The following is a 20,800-nucleotide window of genomic DNA, read 5'->3' as shown; positions in this document are numbered from 1 at the left end:
CCAGCCATGCGCACGCTACTTTCCCCCGTTTTCTTCCACGCCGGCATGGAGCAGCCAGAGGCTGACGAAGCCGAGACCATCGACGCGCTGCGCCAGGTGTTCCTCGGCATGGCCCGCACGGTGGCCGCAGCCGAAGGCCATGCGCATCGTGCCGTGCATGCAAAAGGCCAGGCGCTGCTCAAGGGCAGGCTGCGGGTTTCTGATGGCCTGCCGCAGGAACTGGCACACGGACTCTTCGCTGCGCCTGCAACGTATGAGGCGCTCGTCCGCTTCTCTTCCCCGCCCGCCGAACAGTTGCCGGACACGGTGTCCACCCCACGCGCCATCGCCATCAAGATCCTTGGTGTGAGCGGCGCCCGCGTCGCGGAAAGCGAAGAACAGCACAGCCAGGACTTCCTGATGGTGAACGGCCCGGCCTTCACCAGCCCGGGTCCAAAAGGCTTTCTCCGTTCCACCAAGCTGCTGGCGGCAACCACCGAGCGCATGCCGCGAACCAAGGCAGTGATTTCGGCCGCCCTGCGCGGCGGCGAAAGGCTGCTGGAAGCCGCAGGCGGCGGCAGCGGCAAGATCAAAGGGATGGGCGGCGAACCGCAGACACACCCGATGGGGGAAACCTTCTTCAGCCAGGTGCCGTTCCGCTTCGGCCCCTACGTGGCCAAGTTCTGCCTGCGTCCTGTGTCGGCGACCTTGCAGGCACTGGATGGTGCACCGGTAGAGAACAGCGAGGACAGCCAGCGCGATGCCATCCAGGAGGCGCTTGCGAGCGGACGCGCCGATCTGGTGTGGGAGCTGTGTGCACAGCTGTGCCGGGACGAAGAAACGATGCCCATCGAGGATGCCTCGGTGGAATGGCCAGAGGAGCAGAGCCCGTTCATTGCCGTGGCCGAGCTGCATGTTCCGCCCCAGGTGAGTTGGGATGATGCGGAATCACCGGGCGTCGAAGACCGCCTGGCGTTCAGTCCATGGCACGCGCTGGAAGCACATCGGCCGCTGGGTGCGCTGAACCGCGCACGCAAGGTCGTCATGGCCGCCTCGCGTGCGCACCGGTCGCAGCACAATCGGTGCCCGCTGCACGAGCCGGTTGCAGGCACATGATCCAGCCCGCCGGTGAGCGATGTAGAGTCGAGCTTGCTCGACTGTTTCTTGCAAGCCAGTCGAGCAAGCTCGACTCTACAAAGAGCGGGAGCAGTCGAGCAAGCTCGACGCTACAAAGAGCGGGAGCAGCCGAGCATGGGCTCGGCGCTACGAAGCGCTGGATCAGTCGAGCAAGCTCGACGCTACGGCTCCTGCCGGGTCAGTTTTCCCGGCGTCCAGTGCAGGACCCACTGATACGGCCCCTCTGGCGGGCAGACGTGGCGGAAGTCGCGGTCGTGGCGGGGTATCTCGCAGACCGTCGCTCCGGCGGTCACGATGAAGTCGACGATGATGCGGCTGCCCTCGATGCGGATGGACTGCACCGCACCTGGTATCTGCATGCCCGCATCATCGGCATAGCCGGATGCACGGATGGCCGCGTAGTCCTCGGCATCCACCGGCGACAGGCTTTTCGGATTCTCCTTGCCGCGTGGATCATCCGGCGTCAGTGCCGTCATCACGGCAACGACGTTCCTTTGTGCGAACGTTCCCCCGGTGTAGGTGGACGTGTAGAAGTAGATGATCTCGGAACGGCCATCGCCATCCAGATCGGCCACGCCAGTCCATGCAGGCCGGAAGTCGAGTTCGATGTCATCGCCCGGAATGAGCTGCAGGGTAGCCTCGGCCGCCTTCAGCGCCTGCACCAGGCTGGGCGGCGCGGGTGCCGCCTGCAGGGGCAGGGCCAGCGCGGCCACAATCAATGCAGACAATGCGCCGGCAAAGCGACGTACGTGCATGGCGTCCCCCGTGACAGACGCGCGCGGACCGCGCACCAGCCACTGCATCCCTTCGTTCATGTGCTGCATCCTCATCCATGGCTTCAATGCCCCGGATCATCGCACAGGCCGTGCACGCGGCGCGGACAATGCCGACGACTGCTCACCCCGTGGCCGGCGCATCCGTCTGCAGCAGGCTGTCGCGCTCACGCAGCGGGAAGCGGATATGGGCATCTACGCCATCGGCGCGGAACTGCAGCTGCCCGCTGCCCACCAGTTCGTAGGGCACGCGTTTCTCGATGAGCGAGCAGCCCAGGCCCCGCCGCTGCGGCGGCGACCAGTCCGAAACCGTCACATGGTTCTCGCACCAGTGCAGCGCCAGCCAGGGACTGCCCCCGTCCTCCGCCTGCACGGACCACGACACGCTGATGCGGCCATTCCTGCTGATGGCGCCGTACTTCAGCGAGTTCGTCACCAGCTCATGCACCGCCAGCGACAGCACCTCGGCCGCTTTCGGCGGCAGCAGCAGGTCGGGCCCCTCGAGCCCGTACTGGTCCGATCGATGCACCTGCACCGATATTTCCTCGTCCAGCATGCCCCGCAGGCACACGCCGGCATTGTCGGCGCGCGTCAGCAGCGCCTGCGTGCGCGCCAGCGACATCAGCCGGCCGCACAGGCGCTCTGCATATTCTTCGACGCTGCTTACCGTTTCCTGCGTGCGCCAGGCAATGGCGTGGATCATCGCCATGATGTTGCGCACCCGATGCTGCAGCTCGGCCAGCAGCACGGCCTGGCGCTCGGTTGCACGCTTCAGCGTGTCGATGTCGACGGCGATGGCGAACACGCCGGTGACCTCGCCCTGCGCGTCGCGCAGCGGCGCCGCCGCGATGCGTGTCCAGCGCACCTGGCCATCATCATGGGTGAACTGGAACTCCAGCCCGGGCACCACCGTGTCGCCGCGCAGCGCACGGGCGACCGCGAAGTCCTCGGGCCCAATCGGGCTGCCATCCTCATGCCAGCCCTGCCAGCGCGGCATGTTGCCGGTGTCACGCGAAGGCAGCTGACCGGTGGGCAGGTAGGCGCGCATCTGCTCGTTGGACTGCAGCACCCGACCCTCGGTGTCGACGATGCACAGCCCCACCGGCAGCATCTGGAAGGCGAGTGACAGGCGTTCGTCACTCTGCCGCCGGCGCTGCTGCTCGTGCGCCCGCGCGGCGTGCGCCGTGTGCGCGGACGTAGTCTCGAACATGGTCACCAGCACCCCTTCGATGCGCCCGCCGGCGTCACGGATCGGGCTGTAGGTGATGGTGAACCAGATATCTTCGAGCACGCCCTGCCGGGCCAGCGGGTAGAGCTTGTCCTCGTAGGTGATGGTCTCGCCCTGCCAGACGCGGGCGTAGATGGGGCCGTTGATGTGCCACACCTCCGGCCAGCAGATGCGCGTGGCCTGGCCCAGGCCGCCCGGGTGCTTGTCGGCCAGGATCTCGGCGTAGCCATCGTTGTACAGCTGGACCAGTTCCTCGCCCCACAGCACGATCATCGGAAAGCCGTGCGCCAGCATCAGGTCGACGGTCGCCCGCAGGTGGGGGGCCCACTCCTCGCGCGCACCCAGCGGCGTCGCCGACCAGTCGTGCGCGGCGATGCGCTCGGCCATGCCGCCGCGCAGCGCGTGCAGCGGTGGTGACGACGGCAGCACCGGCGTGGTCGCCACGGGCGAGCTCATCTGCAATCGGCTACCCATGCGCAGCCTTCAAGGGCCACTTGCGGCAGCACGCGTGGCCTGCACCAGCGTCTCCAGCTGCTGGGCCAGCGCCTGGATGTGATACGGCTTGGCACAGCGCGGCACGTCGGCGAACCGGCTGGGCACGTTGTCGTCGTAGCCGGAGGTCAGCAGGAAGGGGATGCCGGCTTCGACCAGGCGATCGGCCAGGGGGTAGACCTGCTGGCCACCCAGGTTGATATCCAGCAGCGCCACGTCAATGGGCTGTTCATCCACCAGCCTGCCCAGCGCGGCGAGGTCGCCCGCGGGTCCGACGACCTGCACGCCCTTCAGTTCCAGATAGTCGACCAGGAACATGGCGATGGCGAATTCATCTTCCGCCACCAGCACACGCACGCCTTCCAGGCCCGGATTATCAACGGCTTCCAACACGTACAACGCTCCTGTCCAGGCGGCACTTCCGACTGTTGCAGGCAAAGGGTGGCCAATCGGCCTACAAGAGCGCGTGACGACCGCGCGCAGGTGCCCGCGCCAGGCCGGGCCGGCGGCGGTACCATTTCCCGGTCTCCACTCTCCCCTGTCCCGCCATGGCCTACGCCCGCATCATCTCCACTGCCGACAACTACCTGCACCACGTCAGCAACGGCACCTTCAGCGTCGACGCCGACGAGCCGGCCACGCTGGGCGGACAGGGCCGCGGCTTTGCCCCCTTCGACCTGTACCTGGCCTCGCTGGCGTCGTGCACCGCCATCACCCTGCGCATGTATGCCCAGCGCAAGGGCTGGGAACTGGGCGAATTTCGCGCCGAGCTGCGCTCCGAGCGCGACGAGGATGGCCGCCTGCACGTGCACCGGGTGCTGCATGCCAGCGCCGAACTGAGCGATGCGCAGTGGTCGCGGCTGCTGGAGGTGGTGGAGAAGACCCCGGTGACCCTGGTGATGCGCGAAGGCGCCCGCATTACCAGCGAGCGCGGCCAGGCCGGCTGAGGGCCGGATTTCAGAGCGGCAGTTCGGTGGTCTGCTTGATCCGCTGCATCGGGATCTCGGTCTTGGTGTTCTGCACGCCGGCGATCCGGTTCAGGTGCCGGATCTGGAACTGGCGGTAGGCATCGAGATCGGCCACCGCCACCCGCAGCAGGAAATCGCAGTCGCCCGCCATCAGGTGGCACTCGAGTACCTCCGGGAACGACTTGATGCTGTTGATGAAGTGGTTGGTGGTGTCCTCGTCCTGCCCGCGCAGCCAGACCCGTACGAACACGGTGAACCCCCGGCCCACCTTGGCCGGGTTCAGCAGGGCCACGTAGCGATCAATGTAGCCGCCCTCTTCCAGCAGGCGCACCCGGCGCAGACACGCGGAGGGTGACAGGCCCACTTGGCGGGCGAGCTCCAGGTTCTGCAGCCGGCCATCGCGCTGCAGGGCGTCGAGGATGCGGCGGTCGAGGGCGTCAAGCTCGTTCTGCATTGCATTTCACCGGATTGCTGCAAGGGCGCACAGGATTTCAAATAGTCGGATCATTGCGGCATCAACGCAACCCGATTCTGCGGCTTCGCCGCTAGCATGGTCGTCCCCACACACGCGATCGCTCCATGGACGCCCGCACCACCCTGCCCCTGCCCGACCCCGCCTGCGACACCGCGCCCCGTGCCGAATTCCTGCGCGGCCTGCGCGCCGCCATCCCGGTGATGATCGGCTTCCTGCCGTTCGCCCTGGTGCTGGGCGCGCAGGCCGCACAGAAGGGCCTGAGCGCCCTGGAAGTACCGCTGATGACCGGTCTCAATTTCGCCGGCGGCTCGGAGTTCGCTGCCGTCGAGCTGTGGACCTCGCCGCCGCACATTGCCCTGATCGTGGCCATCACCGCGCTGGTCAACAGCCGCCACCTGCTGATGGGCGCCAGCCTGGCCCCGCTGCTGCAGCACCTGCCGCGGCGCCGGGTGCTGCCGGCGCTGTTCTTCATGTGCGATGAGAGCTGGGCACTGGGCGTTGCCGATGCCCGCCGGCGGGCGCTGGGATTCAGCCTGGCCTATTACCTGGGTGTCTCGGCCGGCCTCTACACCGTCTGGGTGGTGTGCACGACCCTCGGCGCACTGGTCGGGCCACTGCTGGGCGACATCCATGCCTATGGCTTCGACATGGCCTTCCCGGCCGTGTTCCTGGTCCTGCTGCGGGGCATGTGGCAGGGCATGAAGCCCGCCCGCCCCTGGCTGGTCAGCCTGGTGGTGGCGGCGGGCACCTACCTGCTGGTGCCCGGCGCCTGGTACGTGGCCAGCGGCGCCCTGGCCGGCCTGGCAGCGGCGTGGCTGCTGGCGGAGGACGCAGCATGATCCTCGGCGGACTGATCCACTGGACCGCGCTGCTGACCATCGTACTGATGGCCGCGGTCACCTATCTCACCCGCATCGTCGGCTACCTCGCCCTGCGCAACCGCACCTTGAGCAGGCGCGCGGTGACGGTGATGGAGGCCGCGCCGGGCTGCGTGCTGATCTCGGTGATCGCACCGGACTTCGTGGCAGACAACCCGGCCGACCTGGCGGCGCTGGCCATTACCCTGCTGGCCGCCACGCGGTTGTCGATGCTGCCGACGGTGCTGATCGGCGTGGTGTCGGCGGGCGTGCTGCGCTACGTGCTGGGGTGAATTGGCATCCGCCGGGCACGGCCCGGCACTACCTTGGCAGCGCAGGATCGCGTCTCTGCCGCGTCATCACCCTGCGCTGCTAGATCCCAGCAGGCACAGGCTGCGGGCGGGCAACGTCCATTGCCCCTCCTCATCCATCTCCAGTGGCGCATCATCGGTCTGCAGGACCACCCGACGGAACGACAGCGTCTCGTCGGAGGGCCGGAACCGCTGCTCCTGCTCGCCGGGGTTCAGCAGCAGGGCTAGGCTGACGTGGCGCCCTGGCTCGCGCAGTCCGCTGTCCGGGCTGCGGCCGTCGAGCACGATCAACAGCGCCCGCTGCTCGGGGTTGTGCCAGTCGCCCTCGCCCATCGGCTCACCATCGGGGCGCCGCCACTCGATGTCGCGCATTCCGAGCGACGCGTCGAAGTCGCCGGTCAGGAAGCGATTGCGTCGCAGCAGTCCATAGCGCCGGCGCAATGCCAACGCGCGCCGAACGAAGGCCGCCTGCGCCTGCGGACCCGGCTGCGCCGCGCGCTCCCAGTCGATCCAGCTCAGCGGATTGTCCTGGCAGTAGGCATTGTTGTTGCCCTGCTGCGAATGGCCGAACTCATCGCCGGCCAGCAGCATCGGCGTACCCTGCGCGAGCAGCAGCGTGCCGAGCAGGTTGCGCATCTGCCGCGAACGCAGGGCGAGGATGCCCGCATCGTCGGTATCGCCTTCCACGCCGTGGTTGCACGACAGGTTGTGCGAATGGCCATCTCGGTTGTCCTCGCCATTGGCCTCGTTGTGGCGGTCGTTGTAGCTGACCAGGTCATGCAGGGTGTAGCCGTCGTGCGCGGTGACCAGGTTGATGCTGGCCGAGGGCCGGCGGCCATGGTGGTCGAACAGGTCCGCAGACCCGGTGAAGCGGGCCGCGAACTCCGGCAACTGGCCCGCATCACCCCGCCACAGCGCACGGGTCGTGTCACGGAACCGGTCATTCCACTCGGCCCATCCCGGCGGGAACTGACCCAGCTGGTAGCCACCGGGGCCGATGTCCCACGGCTCGGCGATCAGCTTCACCTGGCTCAGCACCGGGTCCTGGCGCACCGCATCGAGGAAGCTGCCCGACGGATCAAAGCCATGGCGCTCGCGCCCGAGGATGGTGGCGAGGTCGAAACGGAAGCCATCGACGCGCATCTCGGTCACCCAGTAGCGCAGTGAATCCATCACCATGCGCAGGGCGCCGGCGTTGGTCAGGTCGAAGGTGTTACCGGTGCCGGTGTCGTTGATATAGAAGCGGCGGTCATCGGCCAGGCGGTAGTAGCTGGCATTGTCGATGCCCTTGAACGAGAGCGTCGGCCCCAGTTCATTGCCCTCGGCGGTGTGGTTGTAGACCACGTCGAGGATCACTTCGATGCCGGCACTGTGCAGGCGGGCGATCATCTGCTTGAACTCGGCCACGGTCTCCAGCGACAGATAGCGCGGCTGCGGCGCAAAGAAGCCGATGGTGTTGTAGCCCCAGTAATTGCGCAGGCCGCGCTCCAGCAGCTGCTGGTCATCAACGTAGGCATGCACCGGCAGCAGCTCGATAGCCGTCACCCCCAGATACACCAGATGGTCCACCACCGCATCGTGCCGCAGCGCCGAGAAGGTGCCGCGCTCGGCCTGGGGGACGCCCGGATGCTGCATCGTCAGTCCACGCACGTGTGCTTCGTAGATGACCGTGCGGTCCCAGGGCGTTGCGGGCGCGCGCTCGCTGCCCCAGCTGAACGCCGGATCGATCACCGCGCAGCGCGGCATGTACGGCGCGCTGTCGCGGCGGTCGAAGCTCAGATCGCCATCGCGGTGTCCCAGCGTATAGCCGAACAGATGCGGCGCCCATTTGATCTCGCCCACGATCTGCTTGGCATAGGGGTCCAGCAGCAGCTTGTTCGGGTTGAAGCGATGCCCATCCTGCGGCGCATAGGGGCCATGCACGCGGTAGCCATAGCGCTGGCCCGGGCGCACATCCGGCAGGTAGCCATGCCACACCTCGTTGGTGTACTCCGGCAGCGCGATGCGTTCGATCTCGCGGTTGCGCGCATCAAACAGGCACAGTTCCACCCTGGTGGCATGGCGCGAATACAGCGCGAAATTCACTCCCAGCCCATCCCAGGTCGCACCCAGCGGGAACGGCCTGCCCTCGCGGACGCGCGAGGTCTGGGTCCACTTACGGGTTGCCATCGTTCTCGTCCTTACCCGCATGTAGGGCTGCTATCTCTGCTTCCACCAAACGCTCGGCCATGTGCCAATGACGTTGTTCCTGATCATCCGGGCGGCCCTCGGCCTCCCAGATCTGGTGCGCCAGCATCTCGATGCGTCGGCGTCGCTCACTGCTGTCCATCTGCCCCACTCTCCTGGCTGATCCACACCGCAACGGGGCTGCCGTCAAACAGCAGCGCATCCGAGGCGGAACCGTTGAAAATCTCCGTGCGGCCGTCCAGCACGTTGTGCATCGTTCGTTGCGGCAGCGCAGACACGCGCCGCTCCGCATCCTCTGTCCACACAAGGCCAGGACCGGGGCATCGTCCGGCACTCGCCCTGCGCACCGCCACCAGCAACACCTGTCCTGCGTGCTCGCGCACGAAGACGAGATCCGCCGAAGCGGGATCGGACAGGTTCCGCAGCGTTCCGTCCAGGAACAACGCCGGATGGTTGCGCCGCAGCTGCAGCAACCGCGAAAGCAGGCGAGTCTTCGGCGCGCCTTCGTGCCAGTCCTGCAGCACCTGCGCCCACGAGCGATCATCAGCCAATGCCTGTGCGCGGCGTGCGAAATCCACGGGGCGCCGGTTATCCGGATCGACCAGACTGAGATCCCAGAACTCGGTGCCCTGGTAGATATCGGGAACACCCGGCAGGGACAGCTGCAGGCACAACTGCGCCAGCCCGTTGCTGGCGCCGGCGGCCGCCCGTGTCCTCACGAACCCAGCCAGCGCATCGCGCAGGCCCTGCAGTTCGCTGGCGTGCATCAGATCCTGCAGCCACCGTTGCGCTGCGTCTTCAACGGCCAGATCGGGATCGAGCCAGTTGCTGATCCGCTTGCCTTCCCGCAGCGCCTTGCGCAGCCACTGGTCCATGCGCTTCGGGAAGTCCGCGTCGGGCGCACCATGCATCGGCCAGGCGCCCACCAGCGCCTGCCACAGTGCATAGCTTTCAGCAGCGGGCAATGGCATCGGCATCGCCGCCGCCGCGCACTGCTGCTCCCAACTAGCCAGCGCCGCCTGCCATGCCCCGACATCGCTGCTGATCAGCGCCAGGCGCGCACGCGCATCCGGGCCGCGTTTATGGTCGTGTGTAGCCAGGGCCAGCATCGCAAGCGGGTGCTGGCGCGCACGGGCCGCGGCAATTTCAACCAACGCTTCGCCGTCAAGCCCGATGCGCTGCGGATCGCTTCCAACCTCGTTGCGTGACAGCGCACGGAAGTAGCGATAGAACGCCGTGTCTTCCACCGCCTTGGCATTGAGCGGTGCCGAGAGCTGGCCGAACCGCACGCGCAGTTCCTGGCTCTCGGGCGACTGCAGGGCGCTGACCAGCAGGCTCACGGCCGCGCGCCCCGCGGCGTCGAGATCCTGCACGGCAGCTGCTTCGGCCCTGGCCAGAAAACTCCGCTCGGCCGTTGTCTGCAATGCGTAGGGGCGATAGACCGGATAGTGGCGCAGCAGCGCGCAGAGTGCCCGACGCAACATCGCGTCGCTGATGTCACTGAGGCCTGCCGCCTCACCGACTGTCTGCCGCACACAGACCAGCAGTCGCTGCAGGTCTGCGTGCAGCGATCCATCCAGCAGTGCATCGCGGGCCGCCTGCTGCACCTGCTCCAGACTGCGCGTGTCGCCTGAGCGCGCCTGCCACTGGTCACTCAAGGCCTTCGCCGAATCGGGTGCATGCAGCCACGCACCGGCCTGGTCCATGAAGTCGTAGCCCGTGGTGCCATTGCACGCCCAGCCGGCAGGCAATGCCTCACCCTCGGCGAGGATCTTTTCCACGTGCAGGGTGATGTCCGCACCACGACGACCGCCTGCTTCAGCGGCGGCATCGAGATGTGCCCGCAGCCGCTGCAGGTAGCCGCCCGGATCGGCAAGACCGTCGATGTGGTCGATCCTCAGGCCATCCACCCAACCGTCGCGCACCAGCCGCAGCGGCAGCGCGTGCGTGGCATCGAAGACGTCCTCGCGCTCGACCCGCAACGCGGCAAGCGAGGTGATGTCGAAGAAGCGCCGGTAGTTGACCTGGTCGCCCCCGGTGCGCCACCAGGCCAGGTGATAGTGCTGCCGCTGAAGCAGCATGTGCATGCGCTCCGCGGAGCGGTTGCAGCGCTCGATCCAGCCCTGGCGGGCGCCAGGCTGCAACGGATAGCTGCGCGGCGACAACGGCAGGCGCAGATCGTGATGGACCAGGCAGGGCTGGTCCTTGAACTCCTCTACCCGCAGAACGCCAGCCTCGATGGCCTCCTGCAGCGGTCGGTCAAGCACGGGCAGCCAGAGCCGCTGACCCGCGCCGGCCGCCTCCCAGTCGATGTCGAACCACTGCGCATGGCGGCTGCGCCGCCCGTGCATCAGCACGTCCGACCACCACGGATTCTGCGGCGCGGCGGCCAGATGGTTGGGCACGATGTCCAGCAGCAGCCCCAGCTCACGCTCGCGGGATCGACGCGCCAGCCGCAGGAAGCCGTCCTCGCCGCCCAGTTCCGGGTTGATCCGGGTGGGATCAATGCCGTCGTAACCGTGCGTGGAACCCGGCATCGCTGCGGCGATGGGTGACAGATACAGGTGACTGACGCCCAGCGTGGCGAAGTAGTCCACCTGTGCCGCTGCGGCGTCGAAATCAAAGCCGGCATGCAGCTGCAGGCGTGCGGTCGCGCGAAGTGCGGTCATGCCTGGCCTCCGTCGCGACCCGCGCTGACGCGCTGCAGCCGCGACTGCAGTGCGGCCTCATTCCAGTGCAGCGGCAAGCGCCGCCGCCAGTTCGGGTGGCCACCGACGGTACCCGGCAGGTTGACCTGTGTACGCAGTCCCAGCGCGTCTTCCAATGGAAGGAGGGACAGCCGCGAGGGGGTCCTGGCCAGCAGGCCCAGTGCATCGTCTTCCACGCAATCTCCATGAATCAGGTCGGACAGGGCCACGGCATCCACGCGCCGTTGCCCCAGTGCTGAGGGCAGGTCTTCGATTTCGCCCAGGCGTGCGCGCCAGCGCAGATCACGCCCGCGCAGCCAGCCGGCCAGCGGCGGCAGATCGTGGGTGGACGGCATGGCGACGGCGTCGCGGCGCCAGCGTTCGGCAGGCAGGAAGCCCGCCGCATCACGGGTGAACGGCAGGACATCCACACCCAGCACCCCGCGCGCGGCCAGCTGCTGGCGGATGCCTGCCGGAACAACACCCAGGTCCTCGCCGATCACCAGGCACTGGTGCCGCCACGATTCCAGCACCAGCAGGTTCAACAGATCCTGCAGCGGAAACTGCAGATAGACCCCGTCGCGGGCGGATGCGCCCTGCGGCAACACCCACAGCCGGTGAAGGCCGAGGATATGGTCGATGCGCACGCCACCACGGCCGGCCATGACCGCCCGCAGCAGGTGGATGAAGGGCGCATAGCCCTGCCTGCGCAGCGCCAGCGGCGAGAAGCCGGTGATGCCCCACGCCTGGCCGTGGGTATTGAAGGCATCAGGTGGCGCACCCAGCTCCAGGCCGGCCAGCATGGCGTGGGCCTGCGTTCGCGCTTCGGCACCGTCGGGTGCGCAGCCCACCGCCAGATCGGCAATCAGGCCAATGGCCGCGCCGTTGCTCCGCGCCTGCGAGTGCAGGTCCGTCCAGCAGCGCTGCGCCACCCACTGTGCGAAGGCGTGGTCCTGCGCGTTGCCACTGCGGGCATCGGCCGCCAGCGCAGCGTATTCCTGCAGCGCCGCGCCTGCTTGGTCCTGCCATTGGCAGACCTCGGCCCACAGATCGGGTTGCGCCTGCTGCAGCTGCCGTCGAGTCGCGCGCAGCCAGCGCCACTTGAGGTCAGCCGCACCGGGCCAGTCGAGCCGCCGCGCGGCCGTAGCAGCGTTCACCGCCTCGGCCAGCGCTGGATCCTCCGACAGCACGGCGCGGGCGGCATCCGGTAGCGCCTGCAACAACGAGGCCTGCAGCGGGTCGAGCCAGCGGCGGTCGCTGGGCGAATATGGACTGTAGCCGGCACCCGGCGGCAAGCCGGCGTGCATCGGGCTGAGCGCAAGCGCCTGCCCACCGTGCTGCCCCAGACGCTGCAGCCATGGTGCACAGCCGGCGCTGTCACCGATGCCGGCATCGCCTGCGCTGCGCAGGCTGTAGACCTGCGCCGCCAAGCCCCAGCCACGGTCAAGATGCGCGGGCCACCATGCCCTCTTCGGTGCGACGGCGACCGCGATACGACGCGCCCCCTGCTGCCAATGCCAGTAGCCGGGCTGCAGCGGCACCGGCCATCGCCCAGCCGCATCCTGGCGCGCGTCGCATTGCTGGCCGGTCTCATCGACCCAGCACGCCGCGCCCGCAGCGCCGGGCAGGACCACCGGCTTCCCGCAGATCGCGGTGTGCAGTGGTGCGCCCGCCATTTCCGCCTGCGGCTGCAGCACCTGCAGCACGGCGCGCAGCACCTCCGGCGCCACCTCGCAATGCCGCCCGGCAACATCCTCCCACTGCGGCATCAGCCCCGCAGAACGCGCGGCTGCCTGCAGCGCTGTATCGCCGCTCATGCCGGCAGCCAGCGCAGCTGCAGACCACCGCCCGCCTGCAGCCACGGGCCGGTGGGCAGATCCAGCAGCGATTCTCCGTCAGGCAGCGAGTGCGGCACTTCGGCAGGCCCTGCGTTGATGGCGATCCACCACTGCCCGGCAGGCAGCTGCCAGCCCGCCTGCACCGCACCCGTGCCCAGCACCGTCGCGCCCAGCGAGCGCGCCTGCTCGAGGCCGGGCTGCAGGCAGCGTCGGCGCAGGGCGAGCAGATCGCGAAGCCACGCCAGCGACTGCTGTGCCGCGATGCCGGCGCCCGGTGGCGGCACATACGATGCCTGCAGCGTCGCGGGATCATTCGGGTCGGGAATCCGCGCCCGCGAGGCGGCGTCGGCAAACGCGCTGAAGCCGGCGAACTCACGTCGACGCCCTTCGCGCACCGCTTCGTCCAGCGGCGCCTGGTAATCGGTGAAGAACAGGAACGGCGAGGTGGCCTGCCACGGCTCGCCCATGAACAGCAGCGGCACCATGGGCGTCAGTACGGTCAGCGCGGTGGCCATGCGCAAGGCCGGCGGGTCAAGCAACTGGCTCAGCCGTTCGCCGAAGGCACGATTGCCTACCTGGTCATGGTTCTGCGCGAACACCACGAAGCGGGACGGCGGCAGGTCGCCACTGGGCTCGCCGCGTGCCTCGCCATGCAGGTCGGGCTCGCCCTGCCAGGCAAAGCCCTCGGCGAGACAACGCGCCAGCAGTGCTTCGGCGCGCCCGGCGTAGGCAGCGTAATAGCCCTCGTGCTCCCCGGTCAGCAGCACATGCAGCGCATTGTGGAAGTCATCATTCCACTGCGCCTGGTAGGCACCCCGCAGCCATCGCGCCTGGTTGCGCTCGTTTTCCAGCACCAGGTGCGCGCGCGGCATCTCGGTCCGGATCGCATCGCTCAGCTGCTGCAGAAAGCGGTCATCATCGATGGCGTGCACCGCATCCAGGCGCAGCCCGTCAAACCGATACTCCTGCAGCCACATCAGCGCGTTGTCGATGAAGAAGCGCTGCACATGCGGCTGTTCGAAATTGATGGCCTCACCCCACGGGGTGTTGCGACCGCTGTGGAAGAAGTCCTTGGCATACTGCGCCAGATGGTTGCCCTGTGGCCCGAAGTGGTTGTAGACCACATCCAGCAGCACCGCCAGGCCGGCGGCATGCGCCGCATCGACGAATCGCTTCAGTGCTTCGGGTCCGCCATAGGCCTGTGCCGGGGCGTAGGGAAATACACCGTCATAGCCCCAGTTGCGGCTCCCTGGGAACTGCGCCACCGGCATCAGCTCGATGGCGGTGATGCCCGTCGCCGCCAGCATCGGCAGCTGCGCCGTCAGCGCGGCAAATCCGCCGGCTGCCTCGACGTGTACCTCGTAGATGACCATGTCCGCCCAGGCAACACCGCGCCAGTCCAGCGTCTCCCAGGCATACGCATCCTCGGCCAGGACGGCGCTGGGGCCTTCAACACCCTCGGGCTGCCAGCGCGAAGCGGGATCCGGCACCTCGCTGCCATCCGGCAGGCGGAAGCGATAACGATCGCCCTGCCCCGCCGTCGTGCGGATCCAATGCAGGCCATCGGCCTGCCGAAGCATCGGTAACGTGGCGCCGCCCAGTACCAGCTCCACCTGGCTGATGTCAGGCGCCCACAGCCTGAACTCCACCATCCCCGCGCCCGCTGGCCACGCACCCAGACGACCGGCAGCGGTCATGCGACAACCTGCAGGTACAGCGTGGACATCGGCGGCAGGGTCAGCCGCAGTGATTGCGCGTGCCCGTGCATCGGTCTCGCATCGGTGGCCACCGCGCCCAGATTGCCGGCGTTGCCGCCTGCATAATGGTGGCTGTCGGTGTTCAACCGCTCCGACCACAGGCCGGATTCGGGTACGCCAACGCGGTAGCCCTCGCGGCGCACAGGCGTGAAATTGCAGACCACCAGCATCGCCGGTGCGTCGCCGGTCGGGTCCTGCCGGATGAAGGCGTAAACGCTGTTACGGCTGTCGTCGGCCACACTCCAGGCAAAGCCGCGCTCGTCGCGCTCATCGCGATGCAGTGCGGGCTGATGCAGCAGTTGGGCATTCAGATCACCGACCAGACGCATCAATCCGCCGCCCTCGGCTGTCGCCGCCTGCTCCCATTCCAGTCCGCGCTGGTGTGCCCACTCGCCCGACTGACCGAACTCGCCCCCCATGAACAGCAGTTTGCTGCCCGGGTGCGCCCACATGAAGGCGTAGTACGCCCGCAGCTGTGCGAACTGCTGGACGCGGTCGCCCGCCATCTTGGTGAGCAGCGAGCCTTTGCCGTGCACCACCTCGTCATGCGACAGCGGCAACACAAAACGTTCTGAGAAGGCATAGACCAGGCCGAAGCTGATCTCGCTGTGATGATGCGGGCGATGCACCGGGTCGCGCTGCAGGTAGTGCAGCGTGTCGTGCATCCAGCCCATGTTCCATTTGTGGGTAAAGCCCAGCCCGCCGCCGGCCACCGCATTGGTCACACCGGGCCAGGCCGTGCTCTCCTCGGCGATCACCAGCACGTCCGGAAAGCGCTCGCGCAGGGTCTCGTTCATGCGCTGCAGGAAGGCCACCGCCTCCAGGTTCTCGCGGCCGCCCTGTGCATTGGGCACCCACTGCCCCTCGGGGCGGCTGTAATCGCGATACAGCATCGACGCCACTGCATCCACGCGCAGTCCGTCGATGTGGAAGTGCTCGATCCACTCCAGCGCGCTGCCGATCAGGTAGGCCGACACTTCATTGCGGCCATAGTTGTAGATCAGCGTGTCCCAGTCGGCATGCTTGCCCTCACGGGGATCGGCGTGCTCGTACAGCGCGGTGCCATCGAAGCGCGCCAGGCCGTGGGCATCGTCGGGGAAATGCGCGCTGACCCAATCAACGATCACGCCCAGACCGGCCTGGTGACAGCGGTCCACGAAGCGGGCAAAGGCTTCCGGGGTGCCGTAGCGCGCCGTCGGTGCGTAGATGCCCAGCGGCTGGTAGCCCCAGGAGCCACCAAAGGGATGCTCACTGATCGGCAGCAGCTCGATGTGGGTGAAGCCCAGCCCGGTGACGTGGGGGATCAGCCGATCCGCCAGTGCATCCCAATCCAGCACGCTGCCATCCTCGGCGCGCTGCCAGGATCCCGCGTGTACCTCATAGATGGACAACGGCGCGTTGATGCCCTGCCGGCTGCGCCGCTGCAGCCAAGCTTGGTCGGTCCACTGCAGCGGCGCGGCAGACACCACGCGTGAGGCGGTGGCGGGTGAGCGCTCGGCCCAGCGTGCCATCGGGTCGAGTTTGTCGGGCAGGGTCAGGCCGTCTGCGCCGATCAGGCGGTACTTGTAGCACGCGCCCGGCCGCACCCCGGGGATGAACAGCTCCCACACGCCTGCGGCATGGCGCAGCCGCATCGGGTGGCGGCGACCGTCCCAGCCATTGAAGTCACCGACCACCGCCACGCGCTGCGCGTTCGGTGCCCAGACTGCGAAACGCACGCCTTCGATGCCTTCAACGGTCATCTCGGTGGCGCCGAGTGCGCGCACCGCCTCGGCGTCGCCCTGGTGAATACGCTGCAGCAGCGCCTCATCCAGCAGCGGACCGAACGCATATGCGTCATGTACCTGCTCTACGCCATCGGGGAAATGCAGCGCGAGCAGCGGGATCGCGTCGGCACCGGCGCGTCCCTCGAACAGGCCCGGAAGCTCAGTGCTGCGGAGGTCCCAGCGGCGGCCGCTGGCCTCGATCACCTCCACTCGCTGTGCGTTTGGCACCAACGCGCGGATCACACGGCCACCGCTCCCGTCGGCATGCGGGCCCAACCAGGCGAACGCATCGGCCGGGAGGCCCTGCGCCAGGGCGTGCACCTCACCTGCCAACGGCGCAACCGCATCACCCTGCATCACCACCTCGTAGTCGAACGCCACCGCACCCCGTCCTTCGTCACTCATGCAGCCACCTGGCAGGTCTGCTGGTACAACGCCAGGTAGGCCTTGCCGGCCGTTTCCCAGCCGCCCGGACGCAGCATCGCCGCACGTCGCATCGCGTGCATCAGTGCTGGCAGCCGGAACGTGCGCATCGCCCGCTCCACGCAGCGGCGCAGCCCATCGGCATTGGCGCCATGGAACAGGAAGCCGGTCACGCCGTCCTCAACCGTATCAACCAGGCCCCCCGTCGCATGCGCGATCGGCAGGCAGCCAAAGCGCTGCGCGTACATCTGGCTGAGGCCGCAGGGCTCAAAGCGCGATGGCATCAGCAGGAAATCAGCGCCGGCGAACATCTGCCGCGCCAGGCCCTCCTCGAACCCGATGAAGGCGCCGACCCGACCGGGATAACGCTGTGCCAGTGCCTGCACCTGCGCTTCCACCTGCGGCTCGCCACCGCCGATCACCACCAGCTGGCCACCGGCCGCCACAATCTGCGGAGCGACGTCACAGGTGATATCCAGGCCCTTCTGATGGACCAGACGCGAGACCACGGCGAACAGCGGGCCCGACGAGGGCTGCAGCCCGAAGGCCTGGCGCACGGCCTGCGCATTCTCTGCGCGACCCGCGCACTGGCCGATGCTGAAACGTGCCTTCAGGTGAATGTCACGGCGCGGATCCCAGCTGGCGTCGATGCCGTTGACGATGCCACTGAGGTGTCCACCGGCAGCGCGTTGCGCCAGCAGTTCGTGCAGGCCACAGCCATCCTCGGCAGCGGTGATCTGCTGCGCATAGCGCAGGCTGACCGTGTTCAGGCGGGTGGCATTGGCAATGCCGCCCTGCAGGAAGGACATATGGCCATGGAAATGCAGTTCGTCCAGATGCTCCGCAGGTACGCCGAGGGTCGGCGCCAGAGCAAACGGGAACAGCCCTTGGTAGGCCAGGTTGTGGATGGTCAGCAGGGTCGGCACCGCGGTTCGATCCCACCGTACATAGGCAGCGGCCATCGCCACCGGCCAGTCATTCAGGTGCAGCAGCTGCGGCGCCCAGTCCAGCCCGGCACGACCGGCGGCCACTTCCGCAGCGGCATGGGACAAGGTGGCAAAACGCACCGCGTTGTCCTGCCATTCGCGGCCCTGCGCATCCACGTAGGGCGAACCCTCGCGCTCGTACAGCGCCGGCGACAGCAGCACATAGATAGGAAGGCCATCGGCCTGGAGCGCCATGGCCACGGTGCAGGCCGGCAGCCCGGCACGGCCGGCGATGCGACCTACCTCACGCAGATGCGGCAGGCGCTGCAGCACTTCGGGATAGCCCGGCAACAGCACGCGCGCATCACAGCCGCTACGCACCGCGCGCGGCAGCGCGGCTGCCACATCACCCAGGCCGCCGGCCTTGATGAAGTCCGCCATTTCGGTGGCAACGAACAGTACCCGCTGCACCAGCTCCGGCAGTTCGATCGGCTGTGATGGGCCACGGCGGGTGCCGATCGGCACCAGGTCGAGGGCGGGCAGGACAGTCTCTGCAACGGGATCGTGCAGGGAATCGGCGACGAGGTCGAGGGCCATGGTGAACTTCTCTGAATCAGTCAGGCAGACGCCAGCCGCGCCCGAATGGGCGCCAGGTCTGGGAAGGAAGTCGTCGCGGAACGTGGGGGACGTTTGCGTAGGCTCTACGCGAATGTGCACTGTTCCATATCAAACAACCGTGAAGCGACGGCGATTTCTTTGTGACAGCGCGGCATCAGCTCAGTACGCATCGTTGGGTGCGCACCGCCGTGGGCACCCTGCGTCACCCGGTCGCAGGGCCTCACCCGGCTGCACTTGACCAATATCAATCCGCAGCATGCACCTGGCGCGTATCTCTATGCAGGAACCCCAACACCGGCGCTGCCGGCTTCCAGAGGACCTGCGATGAGCTACACCCCCGACAACGCCCAGCTGCTGAACGCCCTGCAGAACGTCATGGTGATCTCCACCACCGACCTGCAGGGCAACATCACCTATGCCAACGACCTGTTCTGCACGCTCACCGGCTTTGCGCGCGAGGAGCTGATCGGCCAGCCGCACAGCATCGTCCGCCACCCGGACGTGCCCAAGGCCGTCTACAAGGACATGTGGGACACCATCAAGGCCGGCAAGATCTGGACCGGCATCGTGCCGAACCTCGGCAAGGGCGGCGCGCTCTACGTGGTCGATACCACCGTGCAGCCCCTGTTTGACGCCGAGGGCAACATCACCTCGTACATCAGCATCCGCCGCGTGGTGAACGATCTCATGCAGAACTACGACCTGGTCGAGTTCAGCAAGGAAACCTTCGACGACTTCTACGAAGCCGCATGAACGCGCTGCCCGCCAGCCACCTGTCGGGGCTCCCCATCGGTCGACTGCTGGTGGGCTTCGCCTCCGAATCGGGCAATGCCCGCGCCCTGGCCCAGCGCCTGGGCGCGGACCCGGACCTGCAGCCGCACGCGCCGCAGGTCCTGCCGTTCGACCAGATCGATGTCGCCAGCCTCGGCCACGGCGACGTGCTGCTGGCCATCTCCAGTTCGTTCGGTGATGGCGAGCCGCCGGCCAACGGCGAGCAGTTCTTCGACAGCCTCCGCCAGATCACCGAGCTGCCGGGCCTGCGTTACGCAGTGTTCGGGCTCGGCGACACCGGCTACCCCAGCTTCTGCGGCTTCACCAAGGCGCTGGACACGGCGCTGAGCGAGCGCAAGGCCATCCCTCTGCTGCATCGCGTGGATGCCGACCTCGGCTACGAACAGTTCTTCCAGCAGTGGCGGCCGGTACTGGGCCAGGTGCTGCAGGGGGATCTGGCGGCCGGCCAGGACCTGCGGCTGCAGGTGACTGCCTATGGTGAGGACAACGCCTTCGCCGCACCCATCCTCGAACGCCGTCGCCTGAACAGCCATGGGCCGGCGGCCTGGCACCTGCAACTCGAGATCGCCGGCAGCGGCATGGCCTACCGGGCCGGCGACACCCTGCACGTAGTGCCCGACAACGATCCGTCACTGCTGCAGGCGCTGGCCACGTGGTACGGCGATCCTGCTGCCATCACCGCCCTGCAGGACCGCGAACTGCGCCTGCACAGCAAGAGCGTGCTGCGCGAGCTGGCCCGCCTCAGCGGCAGCGAGACGTTGAAGGGCCTGCTCAAGGTCAGCCAGAAACGCGAAATGGACGCCTACCTGCACGGGCTGGACATGCTGGACCTGCTGCAGGACCACGCGACCCCGGACAGCGTCCCGCTGGAACGGCTGTGCGGCCTGCTCTCGCAGCGCCTGCCCCGCGCCTATTCGATTGCCTCCCATCCTGGCGATGACCAGGTAAGCCTGTGCGTGCGCGAAGTGCGCTACACCCTGCGCGGCCGCGAGCGCTTCGGTACGGCCACCGGCAGCCTGCTGCATGGCCGTGGCCATGCCCGCGTGTACTGCCGCTCCAACCCCGGCTTCCATCTGCCCGACGCCCCCGACGCGCCACTGCTGATGGTCGGCACCGGCACCGGCATCGCACCACTGATGGGCCTGATGCAGGAACTGCAGGCCGGCGCCTGTGCGCGCGATGTGCATCTGGTGTTCGGTGAGAAGCACCGCGAGCACGATTATCTGTACCGCGAACAGCTGCAGGACTGGCAGTCTGGCGGCCTGCTGGCCGGGCTGCACACCGCCTTCTCGCGTGACGGCACCGAAAAGGTCTATGTACAGCACGTGCTGCAGCAACGCGCCGACGACGTGCGCGACCTGCTGTCACGTGGTGGGCATCTGTACCTGTGTGGCAACAAGCGGCATCTGGAAGGCGCGGTACGCGAGGCCATCGATGCGATCGGCGGCCAGGGGCAGTGGGACGCGCTGCGCGGTGAAGGCCGCACGCACTGCGAGCTGTACTGACGCCGGAATCCATTCCGCCGGGCATGGCCCGGCGCTACCAAGGGCAGCAGCGTTCCGCAGGGGGTAGCGCCGGGCCATGCC

General features: G+C 67.7%; 17 protein-coding genes. 6 read left to right on the top strand and 11 right to left on the bottom strand.

Annotation, left to right across the window (positions count from 1 at the left end; all coding sequences use genetic code 11):
- Positions 1-6 precede the first annotated feature (6 nt).
- Positions 7-1,095 (top strand): catalase family protein, encoded by a 1,089-nt coding sequence (locus IAE56_RS11740; protein ID WP_200752676.1) that lies wholly within the window; start codon positions 7-9, stop codon positions 1,093-1,095.
- Positions 1,096-1,277: 182 nt separating this feature from the next.
- Here IAE56_RS11740 and IAE56_RS11735 read toward each other — a convergent pair whose 3' ends face one another.
- The 3 genes from IAE56_RS11735 to IAE56_RS11725 all read right to left on the bottom strand — a co-directional run bounded on the left by IAE56_RS11735 (position 1,278) and on the right by IAE56_RS11725 (position 4,002).
- A complete protein-coding gene (locus tag IAE56_RS11735) occupies positions 1,278-1,931 on the bottom strand; it encodes a hypothetical protein (RefSeq protein ID WP_234456038.1) in 654 nt (217 codons plus the stop codon).
- Positions 1,932-2,013: 82 nt separating this feature from the next.
- Entirely contained in the window at positions 2,014-3,573 is a 1,560-nt protein-coding gene (locus tag IAE56_RS11730) for an HWE histidine kinase domain-containing protein (RefSeq protein WP_234456037.1), read from the bottom strand.
- A gap of 27 nt (positions 3,574-3,600) precedes the next feature.
- Positions 3,601-4,002 carry a response regulator gene (locus IAE56_RS11725; protein WP_200752674.1) on the bottom strand — a complete coding sequence of 134 codons (402 nt, stop codon included), beginning with the start codon at positions 4,000-4,002 and terminating at the stop codon, positions 3,601-3,603.
- Positions 4,003-4,157: 155 nt separating this feature from the next.
- Here IAE56_RS11725 and IAE56_RS11720 point away from each other — a divergent pair, with 155 nt between their 5' ends.
- Positions 4,158-4,556, top strand: a complete 399-nt coding sequence (locus IAE56_RS11720) for an OsmC family protein (RefSeq protein WP_200752673.1) — start codon at positions 4,158-4,160, stop codon at positions 4,554-4,556.
- A gap of 10 nt (positions 4,557-4,566) precedes the next feature.
- On the opposite strand, the gene IAE56_RS11715 is transcribed toward IAE56_RS11720, so the two are convergent.
- Complete coding sequence (locus IAE56_RS11715) at positions 4,567-5,031, bottom strand: Lrp/AsnC family transcriptional regulator (RefSeq protein ID WP_108769017.1); 465 nt, start codon at positions 5,029-5,031, stop codon at positions 4,567-4,569.
- Positions 5,032-5,156: 125 nt separating this feature from the next.
- On the opposite strand from IAE56_RS11715, the gene IAE56_RS11710 reads away from it, so the two are divergent.
- Positions 5,157-5,891: an AzlC family ABC transporter permease gene (locus tag IAE56_RS11710; RefSeq protein WP_200752672.1), complete on the top strand. Its 735-nt coding sequence runs from the start codon at positions 5,157-5,159 to the stop codon at positions 5,889-5,891.
- The gene (locus tag IAE56_RS11705) at positions 5,888-6,202 is read left to right on the top strand and encodes an AzlD family protein (protein ID WP_108769019.1); all 315 of its coding nucleotides are present in this window, start codon (positions 5,888-5,890) and stop codon (positions 6,200-6,202) included. The genes IAE56_RS11710 and IAE56_RS11705 overlap by 4 nt, the downstream gene beginning before the upstream one ends.
- 66 nt (positions 6,203-6,268) lie before the next feature.
- Here IAE56_RS11705 and glgX read toward each other — a convergent pair whose 3' ends face one another.
- From glgX to glgA, 7 genes are read right to left on the bottom strand one after another with little or no spacing between them, the layout of a single operon-like run.
- On the bottom strand, positions 6,269-8,389 hold the full coding sequence (gene glgX, locus IAE56_RS11700; RefSeq protein ID WP_200752671.1) for a glycogen debranching protein GlgX: 2,121 nt from the start codon (positions 8,387-8,389) through the stop codon (positions 6,269-6,271).
- Positions 8,376-8,549 (bottom strand): DUF2934 domain-containing protein, encoded by a 174-nt coding sequence (locus IAE56_RS11695; protein WP_108769021.1) that lies wholly within the window; start codon positions 8,547-8,549, stop codon positions 8,376-8,378. Before IAE56_RS11695 ends, glgX begins: the two co-directional genes overlap by 14 nt.
- On the bottom strand, positions 8,536-11,076 hold the full coding sequence (gene treY, locus IAE56_RS11690; protein ID WP_200752670.1) for a malto-oligosyltrehalose synthase: 2,541 nt from the start codon (positions 11,074-11,076) through the stop codon (positions 8,536-8,538). The genes IAE56_RS11695 and treY overlap by 14 nt, the downstream gene beginning before the upstream one ends.
- Complete coding sequence (locus IAE56_RS11685) at positions 11,073-12,911, bottom strand: 4-alpha-glucanotransferase (RefSeq protein ID WP_200752669.1); 1,839 nt, start codon at positions 12,909-12,911, stop codon at positions 11,073-11,075. Before IAE56_RS11685 ends, treY begins: the two co-directional genes overlap by 4 nt.
- Positions 12,908-14,629 (bottom strand): malto-oligosyltrehalose trehalohydrolase, encoded by a 1,722-nt coding sequence (gene treZ / locus IAE56_RS11680; protein ID WP_200752668.1) that lies wholly within the window; start codon positions 14,627-14,629, stop codon positions 12,908-12,910. Before treZ ends, IAE56_RS11685 begins: the two co-directional genes overlap by 4 nt.
- Entirely contained in the window at positions 14,626-16,812 is a 2,187-nt protein-coding gene (locus IAE56_RS11675; RefSeq protein WP_234456040.1) for a 1,4-alpha-glucan branching enzyme, read from the bottom strand. The genes treZ and IAE56_RS11675 overlap by 4 nt, the downstream gene beginning before the upstream one ends.
- Positions 16,813-16,856: 44 nt before the next feature.
- Positions 16,857-18,401 carry a glycogen synthase GlgA gene (gene glgA, locus IAE56_RS11670; RefSeq protein ID WP_267912586.1) on the bottom strand — a complete coding sequence of 515 codons (1,545 nt, stop codon included), beginning with the start codon at positions 18,399-18,401 and terminating at the stop codon, positions 16,857-16,859.
- 345 nt (positions 18,402-18,746) lie between these two features.
- On the opposite strand from glgA, the gene IAE56_RS11665 reads away from it, so the two are divergent.
- Together IAE56_RS11665 and IAE56_RS11660 are read left to right on the top strand one after the other, a co-directional pair.
- Positions 18,747-19,175 (top strand): PAS domain-containing protein, encoded by a 429-nt coding sequence (locus tag IAE56_RS11665; protein WP_108769026.1) that lies wholly within the window; start codon positions 18,747-18,749, stop codon positions 19,173-19,175.
- Entirely contained in the window at positions 19,172-20,719 is a 1,548-nt protein-coding gene (locus tag IAE56_RS11660; RefSeq protein ID WP_108769027.1) for a sulfite reductase flavoprotein subunit alpha, read from the top strand. The genes IAE56_RS11665 and IAE56_RS11660 overlap by 4 nt, the downstream gene beginning before the upstream one ends.
- The last annotated feature ends 81 nt before the right edge of the window (positions 20,720-20,800 follow it).

Origin of the sequence: Stenotrophomonas sp. S41 (genome assembly GCF_016624625.1) — a bacterium.
GTDB lineage: Bacteria > Pseudomonadota > Gammaproteobacteria > Xanthomonadales > Xanthomonadaceae > Stenotrophomonas.
Note: the sequence above shows the minus strand (reverse complement) of the source record. Positions and strands in the feature narration are given on the sequence as shown.